Here is a 14,757-nt window from a genome sequence, read left to right as displayed (position 1 = left end):
TTGTAATATTTAGTATTCAAATGTATCATTTTATAACGTTTATAACGAAACGTTTTGAGGTTTTATTATGAACAAATTATTAAACGGCTGTGATTTTTTGCGTTACAAAACTTCAAAATATTGGTTCTCAAACTTTCTAAAAAACAAATAAATCAAAACCGTCTAAGCAATATAAGCATTAAAAACTTTACTTGGCATTTATTAAAATGAACTTATGGCACTGATGGTTTAATTTTTTAAACTTTTTCTTAAGAAATGATTGAAATTTATTTTGAATACAAGCGTTATCTTATTACTTTTACGATTCAAATCAATTTATTATGTCACAAACCGTACTATCTCTTAAAGAAGTCACTATATATCAAGAAGGAAGAAAAATTATCTCTCATATTAATTTAGACGTTAACCACGGTGAATTTATCTACATCATCGGAAAAACTGGCTCTGGAAAAAGTAGTTTCTTAAAAACTTTATACGCTGATTTACCATTAGTTGAAGGAGAAGGACATATCGTTGAATTTGATTTGGCAGGGATAAAAGAAAACGACATTCCATTCTTAAGACGTAAAATCGGAATTGTTTTTCAAGACTTTAAATTGCTTCCTGACCGTTCTATCAAAGACAATATGCTTTTTGTTTTAAGAGCAACCGGCTGGCACGAAAAAGATGCAATGCTGCACAAAATTGATGAAGTTTTGGATAAAGTTGGCATGAAAGATTTCGTGAACAAAATGCCGCATCAGCTTTCTGGAGGAGAACAACAGCGTGTTGCAATTGCAAGAGCACTTCTTAATGATCCAGAATTTATTTTGGCCGATGAGCCAACAGGAAATCTTGATCCGCAGACAAGTTCTGAAGTTTTAGAAGTATTAAAAGCAATTAATGCAACTGGAAAAACCATCATTATGGCAACACACGATTATGCTTTATTGATGAAATTCCCTTCTAAAACACTAAAATGTGAAGATGAAAGAATCTTCGAAGTGGTACAAAGAAGCGTGTAATGCTTTCGATTTTAATTCCGGTTTACAATTACAACATTTTTACTCTCGTAGAAACGCTGCGTAAACAAACTTTGGAATGTAATATTCCTTTTGAAATTATTTGTTTAGACGACGCTTCGCAGGATTTTATAATTGAAAACCAACGAATTAATCAATTTAACAACAGCTCTTTTTCTATTTTAGAAAAAAATATTGGCCGTAGTGCCATTCGAAATTTATTAGCACAAAAAGCAGTTTATGAAAATTTGCTTTTTTTGGATGCTGATACATTTCCTGTTCATAATCAATTCATTTCTAATTATATTGAAGCAATAAAAAAGAATGAAAAAGTTGTTTTTGGAGGGATTTTATACGAAAATAAAAAACCTGCAAAAGAGCTGCTTTTACGATGGATATATGGCAGAAAAAGAGAAGCTTTAAGCTTAGCTGACAGAATTCAGAATCCATCTGATTTTGCATTGGTTTCTAATTTATTAATTAAAAAAGAAATCGTTGTTCGTTTTCCTTTTGATGAAAATCTGAAAAAATACGGTTATGAAGATTTACTTTTTTTCTCCGTTTTAAAATCCAATCTTATTGCGATTACACATATTGAAAATCCTGTTTTTCATTTAAATCTAGAATCCTCTGCCCTATTTTTAAGTAAAACAAAAACGGCATTACAAAATCTGGTATTTTTAGATGCTTCAAATAAAATTTCAAAAAAGGAAAGTAAAATTATTGCATCATTTGAATTTTTAAACAGATTAAAACTAATCTCTGTTTTTAATTTTGTTTTTAGAAAATTGGAAACCAAAATTGAGCGAAATCTAGTTTCAGAAAAACCGTCACTTTTTCTGTTTGACATCTATAAATTAGGCTGTTATTGCTTTTTAAAATCAAAATAAATGGCTTTTTTTTCTATCATAATTCCGCTTTACAACAAAGAAAATTTTATCGAAAACACGATACAAAGTGTCTTGAATCAAACTTTTCAGGATTTTGAAATTATTGTTGTAAATGACGGATCAACAGATAAAAGCGAAGAAAAATTATTGCAGTTTAATGATACTAGAATTAATTATTACAGCAAAAAAAAAGAAGGTGCTTCTGCCGCAAGAAATTACGGAATCGAGAAAGCAGCTGCCGATTTTATAACTTTTCTAGATGCAGACGATTTTTGGTATCCGACGTTTTTAGAAACGATGTTTAATCTCATTTCCAAGGTTCCAGATCAAAAAGTATTTTCTGCTGCAATTGAATTTGATACTTCAAAAAAAATAATTCCAGTACAATATTCGATTTCAAAATCTAATGGCGAATTTGAAATTGTAAACTACTTTCAAGCCAGTTTAAAAGAAACTGTTCTTTGTACTTCCTGCGCTGTTTTCCATAAAACTGTTTTCTCTGAAGCTGGAAATTTTGATACAAAAATTAAAAGCGGTCAAGACACCGATTTATGGATTAGAATTGGTCTTATTTATCCTGTAGTTTTTTCTTGGAAAATATTAGCCCGATACGTTTACGATCCTGAAAGTCTTTCGAAAAATAACAAACTGATTCACGAAAAAATGGATTTTTCTAAATATGAGAAAATAGAAAAAACCAATTTAGATTTGAAAAAGTTTCTCGATTTGAATCGGTTTTCATTGGCTGTAAAAAGTAAAATAGCTGGAGAAAAAGCACTTTTTACTAAATATTCTCAACCAATTGATATGAAGAATTTAGGTTTGAAAAAACAAATTTTATTGTTTCTTCCTTCTTTTGCTTTAGTTTTTTTAACCAAAGTAAAAACTTCATTAGCCAATTTAGGTTTAGGCTCATCTGTTTTTAAATAACTTGAATTTTTTATATTCTCGAATATAATCTTCTTCATTAAATTCCGCTGAAGAAAGAACCAAACAAACACTTCCTGAAGAAAAATTCTGAAGTTCTCTCCAAATTCCTGAAACAATAAGCAAACCAACATTTGGCTTATTAAGGGTAATGATTTCTTTATTCTTCCCGTCTTTTAAAATCACATCAAAACTGCCGCTTAAAGGAATCAAAAATTCCTGCTGCTCTATATGTGCATGTCCGCCTCTTTTGCTTCCGCTTGGGACATCGTATAAATAATACACTCTTTTGGAAACAAACGGAATCGTATTTCCTTCAACAACTGAAAGATTCCCTCTTCTGTCCTGAATTTTAGGAATTTCGATTAATTGAATATCTGAAATACTGGTCATTTTTGATTGGCTAGAAGATTTTTCCATTGTTCAGAAATATTTTTTAAAGACAAATGTTTAACGCTTTCTGAGGCGTTCTTTTTGCAAAAATGATACAATTCGTTGTCATCTGCAAACCGTTTTATGGCTTTGGATAAAGCTTTAATATTGTTGTTTTCAACCAATAAACCATTAAATTCATTCTGAATAATTTCTCGTGGCCCAGAATTACAATCAACAGCCACAACAGGCGTCCCTAAAGCTAATGATTCTATTATCGAAAGTGGAAACCCTTCGTAATGACTTGTCAGAATGGTAAATTTAGCTTTACGAACTTCATCAAATGGATTTTGTTTGAACGAAAATATTTTAACGTAATTATCTAAATCTAAACTTTCAATTTTTTGTTTTATGAAATTCAAATCATTTCCATTCCCTAAAAGATGTAATTCATATCCTTTCAAAAAAATTTGAGACATAGAAAAAGCTTCCAGCATTAGTGTAAAATTTTTTACTTTTTCATCAAATCGTCCAAAAAACAAAATCACTTTTTGAGTTTCAGAAACTTCTTTTCCGATTTCTTCATCAGCAATAAAAAAAGGATTGTAAATTGTAATGGTGTTTTTAAGCTTATAAAGCTCATTTACTTTTTCTTCAATTGCTTTTGAGACACAAATTAAAGCCTCAGTGTTTTTATAAATTATTCTCGACCAAAATACCGACGAAGGAAAATAATTTTTAAAATTATAACTGTGCACAACGTAATAGATTTTGGTGTTTCGATAAATTAATCTTGTAATTAATTCTCTCAGCAATACATTTCTAGTTCTGCTGTCTATGACAATTTCTATATTATTTTTGGTTAAATAGCGGCGTAGTAAAATTCCTTTTTTTAATTTTCTGAGGAAAGAAAAAGAGCCTAAGCTTTCTTTTTCCAAATTGTATAAAGTTCCTGCATATGAATAATCTACAACATCATTTACAACAAAAGAATGGACTTCAAACCCAGATTCTGCTAACATAAAAGTCAGTAAAGCTGCGAAACGTTCTGCTCCTCCTTTTCCTAAAGAATTTGAAACAATTGCAACTTTCTTTTTATTCATGTTTTTAACCAAAAAAGTAAATATATTTGTCAAATATACACATAAATGAAAGTTTTACTGGTAGGCGAATACAGTCATTTGCACAATTCATTGAAGGATGGTTTGCAAAAATTAGGACATGATGTTTTTATTATTGGTCAGAGCGACGGTTTTAAAAATTTTCCAGTCGACTTTCCTATTCAGAAAAAATGGGATTCTGGTTTTCTAAAAAAAGTAAAAATTGCAGTGTATAAACTTTCTGGATTCAATATTACCTCTTATTTAACGTATCGACAGTTTCTAAAATTCGAAAAACGATGTTCGGGTTTTGATGTCGTGCAGTTAATCAACGAAAACAGTTTTCATTGCACGTATTATTTCGAAAAGAAGATCATTTCGAGCCTTTTAAAAAACAATAAGAAATTGTTTTTACTGAGTTGTGGCTACGACTATTTAAATGTGAAATATTGTTTTGAAAATCCTGATTTTAAATCTGTAATTGCTCTCTATCAAAATCATACAATTGATCAAAAATCATTTGCTAATGTTTTGAAATTCCGCAAGAAAGAGTTCCTCAAACTACATCAATTTATCTACAAAAACTGCAACGGCATTATTGCTTCCGATCTAGATTATCATCTTCCATTAATAGGAAACAGTAAATATCTGGGAATAATTCCAAACCCCATTAATATTAACAAACTTCAATTTGAATCGTTAAATATTTCTAATAAAATCATCATTTTCCATGGCATCAACAATGATAATTATTTAAAAAAAGGAAATGATTATTTTGAAAAAGCTCTGGAAATAATTGAGAAAAAATACGGTTCAAAAGTTGAAATAATCACTGTTAGAAGTGTTCCTTATTCTCAATATATCGATTTGTATAATAGATCACATATTTTATTGGATCAAATTTATGGATATGATCAGGGCTACAATGCACTTGAAGCAATGGCAAAAGGAAAAGTCGTTTTTACCAACGCCGAAACTGAGTTTACGGAATATTACAATCTTACTGAAAAAGTGTGCATAAACGCTATTCCAAATGTAGATTACCTAGTAAATGAATTGTCTTTTTTAATTGAAAATCCTGAAGGAATTACGGCAATAGGAAAACGCGCTAGAGCTTTTATAGAAGAGCATCATAATTATGTGAATATTGCACAAAAATACGTGCAGAAATGGAACGAAAATTAAAACAAACTTTTTCTAAAATAGATCGCAAGGACTATCAAATAACTCAAATTTTGAAAAGCGTAAGCTATTACAACTCCTTCTATTTGAAATATTTGAATATAATAAACACTAGCCGTATACAGAATAAATAAAGAAAATAATTCTGTAAGTATAAAAGCCAAAGTCAATTTTTTGGCAAAAAACTGGTAGCCTAATATAAGCGAACAAACTTTAAAAATATCTCCGAGAAACTGCCAAAAAAACAAATCTGTTACAGGTAAAAATTCTTTACTAAAAAGCAGTTTAACCACAAAAAATCTAGCCAAATAAAGCACAATTAAACCCAAAACAAAAACAGGAAGAATGAACTTATAAAACTCCCAAAAAACACTTTTTGTTTCCTGATTAGTGGATGCTTTTGATTGTTTAGGCAAAAAATAAACGGTTAGAATAGTACTGATAAATAAAAGATAATAAGACGAAATTCTTGTTATGGTTTCCCAATATCCAGCTTGTTCAATTCCTAAATCATGAATAATATGATTTCTAATTGCTAAGAACACAAAAGGCCCTAGAACCGAAGAAACCAAAGCCATTAAGGAATACGAGGAAAGATTTTTTATGATTTTAAAGTCAAATAAATCAAGTTTTATAATTTGAAAAAAGTTAATTTCTTTTTGAACTAGATAAAAAGTAACGAAAAACAAAAGCGCGGGCGCAATTACAATAGCCATTAAAGCTCCAATCGTTTCGTATTGTAAAATCAAGAAGAGAGAAACCGCTAAACCCATGATGTTTCCGATGATATTGATCCATATTACCTTTTGAAATTTTCCTAAACCATTAATTAATGCAACAAAAAAAATTGAAACAGCATAAAAAGGCAAAGACAAAGCCAAAACTTTAAAAACTGGTAAATATTCGGTGTTATTTCCAAAAATTCTGGTATTCCAATATTGGACTGTAAAAAATAAAACAAAACCCAGAATAACGGCTATGAATGAGAGACTTATAAAAACAGTTGTAATTATTTTTTGAAGTTCAACTTTGTTTTTCTCATTTTCGGCGGTGTATTTTACGATGCCATTTTGAAATCCTAAAGTAGAAATATTTTCTAATGAAGTTAAAAAATTACGAAGATTTCCAACCAAGGCCATGCCGCTTGGCCCGACAAAAACGGCAAGTATTTTTGATGTAATTAATCCAATTCCGATTTTTAGAACAACGCTGAAACTGTTTAAAGAAGTTATCTTAAACAAACTTGTTTGACCTATTTTTTTATAGAAATTCAATTTAGAAGTGATTTAATTTTTTTTTAATACTAAATCATAATTTAATTAGATTTTTCGCCGATGTTACTTCTTCTTTTCTTAAAACATCCCAGAAATTATGTAAGACTGCTTTCCATTTTTTCTGAAACATAATTTCATTTGATCAATTTATTTTTTGATTAAAAAACAGTATCATTTTATACTAATTTTATAGAATTCCTGTCCATAAACAGAACACCCTAATTCTTCTTTTTGCTTCAAAAGCCCTTCATTATAACCTGATTCATTATCTTCATCAACAATACCCATATCGAAAAAGCACTTCCCATTTTGATTATACATCTGTATTAGATTAATGAATAAAAAATCGAGTGCTCTAAATTCTTCTCCTGTTTTTGAAGTTGCACCATACTGTGATTTAACGACATTTTTGGTTTCAAAAATCGTTATTCCGGCAATTATTTGATCATTTTTATATGCAGAAAACTGTTTGATATTTTCAGGAAATTTAGATTTTAAAAGTGTAATTTCTTCTTTAGAATGAACAGGTTTTACGCCAAATTTTTTTAGTAATCGTGGCGCTAAAATTTTTTCCCAAAAAGGATAAAAATTTTGTTCTTCAACAATATATAAATCATTTTTTTTTTCAATTCTTCTAAAGTGCTTTAATTTACTTTTCGAAATCTTTAAAGGCACAGACAAATTAACCGCCAGATTCATTTCCTTTCGTTCTAAAACAGCGCCTCTTTTGATTAGAAAAAACTCGATTTCTTTATTTCCTTCCGAAAAATAAAAATCTGGAATCGGTTTATAATAGAAAGTTTGTATTTTATTTTCTTTCAAAAAAAGTAAAATTTCGTCTAAAATCAATGATACTTTTTCCGCTTTCAGTTTAGATAAATACACCAAACCACCGTAAGTAAGTCCTTGATGAGAATAAACGGCATTTTCTCGTTTATTGGCTGGAAGAATGGCACGTAGTTTTTCTTCTTCAAAAATTAAAAGAGAGAAGTCTTCAAAACGATCGCGATGATATTCCATAAAGTCACGATGAAATAGAAACGTAGCATTTTTGGCCTGAGCAACAAAATCGTTCCAAATGGCAAAATCATTTTGATTGTATTTTTTTACGGTATATTTTGTCATCAATTATTTATGATCAAATGCTTTTAAATGCCATTTGTATTTTACTGCCAGCAGTCTAATTACAATAATTACAAGTGAAGTAACTAAATATAAAACATCGACGTTTAAATTTAGTGCTCTTAAACCAAAGAATACGAATCCGCCAAAAATACAGATTGTAGCATATATTTCTTCTCTAAAAACGTTCGGAATTTCGTTGCATAGAATATCTCTAATTACGCCTCCAAAACAAGCGGTCATTGTTCCTAAAGCAATACAAATTCCGGGATGAAGTCCAATCACAATTCCTTTTTCGAGACCAATTAAAGTAAAAACTCCCAAACCAATTGTATCAAACAAAAATAATGAAGTTCTGAGTCTATCGAATTTTTTTCTAAAAATAATGGCTAGAAAAAATCCTAAAATAATCACGTAGACATACTGCATATCGCGCATCCAGCCTACTGGAGTTCGTCCAATAAGAACATCACGGAGTGTTCCTCCTCCTACCGCGGTGACAAATGCAATGATAAAAACCCCAAACGGATCTAGTTTTTTATGCATTGCTGTTAAAGCGCCAGACATAGCAAACGCCATTGTCCCAATAATATCTAGTAAGTGAAACATTTTTTCTTAAGCTACAAAGATTTAAAGGTACAAAGGTGCAGAGATTTTTATAATTGTTTCTATTTTTTTAGTACTATTTTTATTTCAGGATTTATTCTCTTGATTGCTTCTAAAAATCTGTTTTTATCCTTTGGAGAAATTAAAAGCGTATCATATTTATTATATAAAATTTCTAATCGGTTAAAAGAAAGTGCAGGCGAACTTATAATATTAAAAGTCTCCGATATTGTTTTTATCTTCTTAACTTCAATTAAAAAATTAAAGAAATAGCCGCATTTTATTTTCAGTTTATCGCCTTCAATACTATACATCGTTGTTGAAAATGAATAGATGACATAACTAATTACAAAAATTATGAAAATAAAACCAATCCAATTTTGATCATACGCTAATCGTATTAGAATCAGCGTAAATAATATGCTTACCAGAATTACAAACCATAAATCAATTTTAGATTTGAATTTTTCCATCTATTATTCTATTATTTTTTAACGTAAATCGGACTTCTTTTTAGTAAATAAGTAACAGAATCCATCCAGCTGTCTTTTACTGCTAAAAGCGGTTTACGAGTTTGAGAATAAATTTTGGTCGTATTTCTATACATGTCAAAATAAACAGTATAGTAATAATAAACCTGTGTGTTTGCTGTAGTTGTAGAAATATCGTTTGTTTTTATTTTTTTGTTATTGTCGCTTACTTTTGCATTTCCGCTATTATAAGTAGTGGCTGTAGTACCAGAATTTATAGTGTAAGAAACTTTTGCAGCAACAATATTATCAACTCCCAATATTTTCTCAAGATCTTCAATTGGAGTTTCATCAATATTATTATGATCTATTCCAGCTTTATGAAGCAAACTATTTGTGGTTCTTAAGTCTTGAACTGTTAGCGGAAAAATATTTGATGATTTGTCCAGCAGTTTATTGTAAAGATCATTTTGAGCAAATTTAGCCATGTCTCCTGAGCTTTCCTGCGTATCTGAATTCACGTAAGGAACTGGCAGCACCGCAATTGTATTGGGTTTCATCTCTGATGCTGTAATTGTTGACGAACCTGAAGACGGCGAACTATTTACAGAACTTACATCAAAAGTTTGTGATCTTCCGCTGGCAAAATCAATTCTTGCAATCTGCGAAATGTCAAGCGAAATTACTAATGTTTCGCCTGGAAGTGAATATTCTACGGTTTTATCAGACATTTTTGAAATCGTACATTCAATAATCTGATAATCTCTTTTTATTATTTTATCCAATTTTTTTCCGCCTTGAGCGAAACTAAAAGCAACGGCAAATAACATTAATATAATGAGGAGTGGCTTTTTACTTTTCATGTTCAGAGTTTTTAATTAAAAATATCATAACTAAATAATCAGTTAAATATAAAAAATTAAAATCTAAAGATTCAAAATAATTCTAATTCCTTAAAGAAAATTTTTACATATGCTGTGTGTAGAAATTGTAGTCTTTTAAAATTACTCGGATAAAATCGCTGTTATTTCCAGATTGATTTTTAATTCCGGTTACACTTTCTATTTTTGCTACCAATTTATAAATGATTTCATGATCATTTTTGGCTTCGGCTTTTTGGTATGTTTCCTTGATGATTCGCATATCATTGTCTGAAAGTTTTATCACTAAAGGATAAGTGGGAACATACGAATCTCCTATTTCTTCTAAAATTGTGTGGCTAATATTAATTTTATTTTTTAACGTTATAACTGCCGTACCCGCAGCCATATCACCCAGGCGCTGAGATTTCTGACTGGTAATTACTGCAATCATTCCTGGTAAACCAAAAAGACTGAAAAAGTCTATTACTCTAAAAAACCATCTCACTAAATAATCGCCAAAACCAGCTTGATAACCGTCAATTTTTACCACTTTAATTTTTACTAATTTTTTGCCAAGTGATTGTCCTTCAAAAATACTTTCAAGAACTAAGGAGTAAACTATAATTGGTGAATACAAGATTAAATATACTGCGCCGCGAGACCAGCTGTCTAAACTAGCCATCAATCGATCTAACTGAAGCCAGTCAAATAAAACTACTGAAATTGCCGTAGAATAACAGATTATAATGAACAAGTCGATGAAAAAAGCACCTAATCTTTCGCCTACAGAAGCAGCAATAAAATTTATTTTGACATTTTGTGTCGTATTAATAGATAATTCTGACATATTTTATATTTTAGCCAACAATGAGAGAAATCGCCTTTATAAAACAAAACAAAGAAAAATGGCTCGAATTTGAGCTGGCAATTTTTGGTAAAGCTAAAAAAAATCCTGATGAATTAGCTAATTTATACATTCAAATGATGAATGATTTGTCGTACGCTCAAACGTATTATCCTAAAAGTAAAACGGTTGTCTACTTAAATCATCTTGCCTCTCAAATTTATCAGAAGATCTACAAAACCAAACGAACAGACAGAAATCAGATTATTGATTTTTTTAAAATTGATGTTCCGCTTTTGGTTTACGAGTACAAAAGGTATTTGCTTTATGCATTTGCTTTATTTTTTGTGACAGTTTCTATTGGAGTACTTTCTGCCCGTTACGATCAAGATTTTGTTCGTTTAATTTTAGGAGACGAATATGTCAATATGACGTTGGAGAATATCAAAAAAGGCAATCCAATGGCCGTATACGGTTCGGGAAGCAATTGGGGAAGTTTTATTGGCATTACTGTCAACAATCTTTTTGTTGGTGCTCGATGCTATTTTTACGGAATTTTTGCTGGTATCGGAACTTTTAATATTTTCCTTCAAAACTGTATTATGCTGGGTTCATTCCAGTATTTCTTTTATGAGCAAGGCGTTTTCTGGAAAAGCGTTCGAGGAATTTGGATTCATGGTTCTATGGAAATTTTTGCCATTGTGATAGAAACTACTGCTGGATTTATTTTAGGTGCCTCTATCCTATTTCCTAAAACCTTCTCGAGAATAAATTCATTTAAGATTGGATTTAAAAACAGTTTTAAAATATTTTTGAGTACTTTTCCATTCACGATAAGCGCTGGATTTTTAGAAGGTTTTATTACCAGATATTCTATCGATATGCCCAATTGGTTAAGCGTTTTTATTATTCTGGTTACGCTTGCGATTATCTCATTCTATTACTTGATTTATCCTTTTATTGTGCACAAAAAAATACATTCTTTAACCGCCAAAAATCTTTAAGACCAAGTAATGACAAGATTATTATTTATTTTATCTTTTCTTTTTTGCTGCGTTTCTAAGGCTCAGGATTCAATTGTTATACCTCAGGATCCACCAAAAATTGCTGGAATTCAATATACTGAAAAGGACATTCAAATTGATTCGAATTCTGTCGAAGCGAAACATTTTGAGAAAAATTTCAAAAAAAAATACACTGATCCAGAATTTATCTACGAATATAAAGCGCCAGAAAAAAGCTGGTGGGATCATTTTATGCATTGGCTGGCAGGAGTATTTGCCAGTCTTTTCAATTTCAAAAGCGTTAAAACCTCACTGACTTTTGTTGGTATTTTATTTCGGATTTTAGCCGTTTTAATAGTTATTGTATTGATTTACTTGATAGCAAGGAGTCTGACAAAACAAGATGGGAGATGGATTTTTGGAAAAAATGCCAATAAGAAAACAATCTTTTATTCTGATGCCGAAAAAAATATACATCTTTTAGATTTCGAAAAATTAATAAAAGAGAGTATCGAAGCTGGCGAAAGAAGAATTGCTGTACGATATTATTATCTGTGGCTTTTAAAAGTAATGGCGCAGCATAATTATATTGAATGGGATATCGAAAAAACAAATTCAGATTACTTATACGAGTTACAGCAGCCTGCCCACAAAGAAGAGTTTACCTATCTTTCTTATTTGTATAATTACATTTGGTACGGCGAATTTGAAATTGATGATGCAATATTCCAAAAAACTGAAAACAGATTTAAAAAAGCTTTAAAAACCTTCGGCAATGGATAAAAACATGAAAATCTACATTGCGATTCTGGTTTTAATATTAGGCATCGTATTATTAACAGACAAGGGACAGCAAAAACCAATTGACTGGACTCCTACTTATTCTGTCAATGATAAAATTCCGTTTGGATTATACATTTTTGATCATGAAGTTAACGGCTTTTTTAAGAAACAAAAAATCCAAAAAATTTCAACCGAAACGCCTTATGAGTATCTAGATTCTCAATATGATGAAAATGAAAATGTAGAGAATTATAAAATTAAAGGTACTTTCATCAATATTTCTGAAGCCAATAATATTGACGATCAATCTATGAAAGAGATTTTATATTTTGTTTCGCACGGAAATAAGGCTTTTTTAAGCATGAGGGCATTTCCAAAATTATTACTAGATTCTTTAAAAGTAGAATTAAAAACAGATTTTATGCCATCTGAAAATGTTTCAATCTGGATGGCTAATAAAAAGGTAAGTACAAAAAAATATACTTTTAATACTGGCTTAAGCGATTATTTTTCTAAAATAGATACTTTAAATACAAAAGTTCTTGGTTATCAGAACAGTAATAAAAATAAAAGACAAATTAATTTTATTGAAGTTCCTTACAAAAATGGATATGTCTATTTACACACACAGCCGGTAGCGTTTACGAATTATAATCTGCTCAAAAAAGATCATTACCTATATGCCGAAAATGTATTGTCTTACTTTACAAAAGGAAATATTTTTTGGTATACTAAAAGTTTCAATGATAAAAGAATTTCAAATTCTCCGATGCGCTATATTTTATCGCAGCCAGCTTTAAAATGGGCATGGTATTTAGCCTTAATTGGTATTTTGATTTTTATGATCTTTAATGCAAAACGTAAGCAGCGTATTGTGCCGATTATAAAACCGTTAGAGAATTTAACGGTGGATTTCACCAAAACCATCGGAAATTTATATTATCAGGAAGGAGATCATGCTAATATTATTGACAAAAAGATTATTTATTTCCTAGAGAAAATCAGAACCGATTATTTGATTGATACGTCAAAATTAGACGATGATTTTATCAAAAAACTGCATTATAAAACAGGCAAAGATGAAAAAGATATTCAAGAACTTGTCGATTTAATAAACGATCATAGAAAGAGTTATCACGGAAGTGTGGAAGAAGATTTAATCCGAATAAATACAGCAATAGAAAAGATTTTACATTAATTATTTTAGCCACAGATTATTAAGATTAATACAGATTAAAATCATTTCAATTCTTTAGTGGCAAGAAAAAACAAATAAAAAACAGACCAAATTATGGACGATATCAATACAACATCAAACGAAATCATAAATGAAAATGTGAATTTTGAAACCAGAATTAATTTAGGACCTCTTTTAGAGCACGTAAATACAATCAAAAAAGAGATTGAAACTGTAATTGTCGGGCAGCATAAAATGGTGGACCAGCTTTTGGTTGCAATTTTGTCAAACGGGCATGTTCTTTTGGAAGGTGTTCCTGGAGTTGCGAAAACTATCACAGCCAAATTATTATCAAAAACATTAAATATTGGTTTCAGCAGAATTCAATTTACGCCAGATTTAATGCCTTCTGATATTTTAGGAACTTCAATTTTTAATCTAAAAACTTCAGAATTTGAATTCAAAAAAGGACCAATTTTCTCTAATTTAATTTTAATTGATGAGATAAATCGTGCTCCTGCCAAAACACAAGCGGCGCTTTTTGAAGTTATGGAAGAACGTCAAATTACAATCGACGGATCTGGTTATCAATTAGAAACGCCGTTTTTGGTAATTGCAACCCAAAACCCAATCGAGCAAGAAGGAACTTATCGTCTTCCAGAAGCGCAATTAGACCGTTTTCTTTTCAAAATCACTATCGATTATCCAAAATTAAATGAAGAGATTTTGATCATTCAAAGAGAACATTCTTTACAAGATCATGGAAAACTAGATGCGATAAAAACAATTCTTTCTTCTGATGAAATCAAAGAATATCAAGGTTTGGTAAAACAAATTAGAGTAGAACAAAATTTACTGGAATACATTGCCAGAATCGTGGTTAATACACGCGAAAACGCCTTTTTATATTTAGGAGCTTCTCCTCGTGCTTCAATCGCTATTTTGAATGCTGCTAAAGGTTTTGCTGCCATTCGCGGACGTGATTTTGTTACGCCAGAAGATATTAAAGAAGCTGCCATTCCTGTTTTACAGCACCGTGTTATTGTAACGCCAGAACGTGAAATGGAAGGTATTACAAGTTCAGAAATTATTAAACAGATTATCGAAACTGTAGAAATTCCACGATAATTATTAATTATAAA

General features: G+C 30.3%; 16 protein-coding genes. 8 read left to right on the top strand and 8 right to left on the bottom strand.

What is annotated here, in order from left to right; genetic code table 11:
- Window positions 1-320 precede the first annotated feature (320 nt).
- Genes QMG60_RS10780 through QMG60_RS10770 form a run of 3 tightly spaced genes read left to right on the top strand, consistent with a single transcriptional unit; the run spans window position 321 to window position 2,821 of the window.
- Entirely contained in the window at window positions 321-1,004 is a 684-nt protein-coding gene (locus QMG60_RS10780) for an ATP-binding cassette domain-containing protein (protein WP_057119081.1), read from the top strand.
- Window positions 1,004-1,891 carry a glycosyltransferase family 2 protein gene (locus QMG60_RS10775; protein ID WP_281867825.1) on the top strand — a complete coding sequence of 296 codons (888 nt, stop codon included), beginning with the start codon at window positions 1,004-1,006 and terminating at the stop codon, window positions 1,889-1,891. Before QMG60_RS10780 ends, QMG60_RS10775 begins: the two co-directional genes overlap by 1 nt.
- Complete coding sequence (locus QMG60_RS10770; protein WP_281867824.1) at window positions 1,892-2,821, top strand: glycosyltransferase family 2 protein; 930 nt, start codon at window positions 1,892-1,894, stop codon at window positions 2,819-2,821.
- Here QMG60_RS10770 and QMG60_RS10765 read toward each other — a convergent pair.
- Window positions 2,804-3,238, bottom strand: coding sequence for an FdtA/QdtA family cupin domain-containing protein (locus tag QMG60_RS10765; protein WP_166669293.1), 435 nt, complete (start codon window positions 3,236-3,238; stop codon window positions 2,804-2,806). The genes QMG60_RS10770 and QMG60_RS10765 overlap by 18 nt on opposite strands.
- The gene (locus QMG60_RS10760; protein ID WP_281867823.1) at window positions 3,208-4,293 is read right to left on the bottom strand and encodes a glycosyltransferase; all 1,086 of its coding nucleotides are present in this window, start codon (window positions 4,291-4,293) and stop codon (window positions 3,208-3,210) included. Before QMG60_RS10760 ends, QMG60_RS10765 begins: the two co-directional genes overlap by 31 nt.
- A 45-nt stretch (window positions 4,294-4,338) precedes the next feature.
- Here QMG60_RS10760 and QMG60_RS10755 point away from each other — a divergent pair, with 45 nt between their 5' ends.
- Window positions 4,339-5,475 (top strand): glycosyltransferase, encoded by a 1,137-nt coding sequence (locus QMG60_RS10755; protein WP_281867822.1) that lies wholly within the window; start codon window positions 4,339-4,341, stop codon window positions 5,473-5,475.
- Here QMG60_RS10755 and QMG60_RS10750 read toward each other — a convergent pair.
- The 6 genes from QMG60_RS10750 to QMG60_RS10725 form a co-directional block, all read right to left on the bottom strand.
- Window positions 5,472-6,746: an O-antigen translocase gene (locus QMG60_RS10750; RefSeq protein ID WP_281867821.1), complete on the bottom strand. Its 1,275-nt coding sequence runs from the start codon at window positions 6,744-6,746 to the stop codon at window positions 5,472-5,474. The two genes, QMG60_RS10755 and QMG60_RS10750, sit on opposite strands and share 4 nt — an antisense overlap.
- A 171-nt stretch (window positions 6,747-6,917) precedes the next feature.
- Window positions 6,918-7,871, bottom strand: a complete 954-nt coding sequence (locus QMG60_RS10745; protein WP_281867820.1) for a FemAB family protein — start codon at window positions 7,869-7,871, stop codon at window positions 6,918-6,920.
- Between the two features lie 3 nt (window positions 7,872-7,874).
- Window positions 7,875-8,477: a trimeric intracellular cation channel family protein gene (locus tag QMG60_RS10740; protein WP_057119098.1), complete on the bottom strand. Its 603-nt coding sequence runs from the start codon at window positions 8,475-8,477 to the stop codon at window positions 7,875-7,877.
- Between the two features lie 59 nt (window positions 8,478-8,536).
- Window positions 8,537-8,947: a PH domain-containing protein gene (locus QMG60_RS10735; protein WP_281867819.1), complete on the bottom strand. Its 411-nt coding sequence runs from the start codon at window positions 8,945-8,947 to the stop codon at window positions 8,537-8,539.
- A gap of 11 nt (window positions 8,948-8,958) precedes the next feature.
- Window positions 8,959-9,807 carry a hypothetical protein gene (locus QMG60_RS10730; protein ID WP_281867818.1) on the bottom strand — a complete coding sequence of 283 codons (849 nt, stop codon included), beginning with the start codon at window positions 9,805-9,807 and terminating at the stop codon, window positions 8,959-8,961.
- A gap of 103 nt (window positions 9,808-9,910) precedes the next feature.
- Entirely contained in the window at window positions 9,911-10,654 is a 744-nt protein-coding gene (locus QMG60_RS10725; protein ID WP_134140703.1) for an RDD family protein, read from the bottom strand.
- A 20-nt stretch (window positions 10,655-10,674) separates the two neighbouring features.
- Here QMG60_RS10725 and QMG60_RS10720 point away from each other — a divergent pair, with 20 nt between their 5' ends.
- The 4 genes from QMG60_RS10720 (at window position 10,675) to QMG60_RS10705 (ending at window position 14,743) form a co-directional block, all read left to right on the top strand.
- Window positions 10,675-11,655 (top strand): stage II sporulation protein M, encoded by a 981-nt coding sequence (locus tag QMG60_RS10720; protein WP_057119107.1) that lies wholly within the window; start codon window positions 10,675-10,677, stop codon window positions 11,653-11,655.
- 9 nt (window positions 11,656-11,664) lie between these two features.
- Window positions 11,665-12,438: a DUF4129 domain-containing protein gene (locus tag QMG60_RS10715; RefSeq protein WP_281867817.1), complete on the top strand. Its 774-nt coding sequence runs from the start codon at window positions 11,665-11,667 to the stop codon at window positions 12,436-12,438.
- On the top strand, window positions 12,431-13,636 hold the full coding sequence (locus tag QMG60_RS10710) for a DUF4350 domain-containing protein (RefSeq protein WP_281867816.1): 1,206 nt from the start codon (window positions 12,431-12,433) through the stop codon (window positions 13,634-13,636). Before QMG60_RS10715 ends, QMG60_RS10710 begins: the two co-directional genes overlap by 8 nt.
- Before the next feature lie 93 nt (window positions 13,637-13,729).
- Window positions 13,730-14,743 carry a MoxR family ATPase gene (locus tag QMG60_RS10705; RefSeq protein WP_281867815.1) on the top strand — a complete coding sequence of 338 codons (1,014 nt, stop codon included), beginning with the start codon at window positions 13,730-13,732 and terminating at the stop codon, window positions 14,741-14,743.
- Window positions 14,744-14,757: the final 14 nt, after the last annotated feature.

It is taken from the genome of Flavobacterium sp. GSB-24 (assembly GCF_027924665.1).
Classification (GTDB): Bacteria; Bacteroidota; Bacteroidia; order Flavobacteriales; family Flavobacteriaceae; genus Flavobacterium.
Note: the sequence above shows the minus strand (reverse complement) of the source record. Positions and strands in the feature narration are given on the sequence as shown.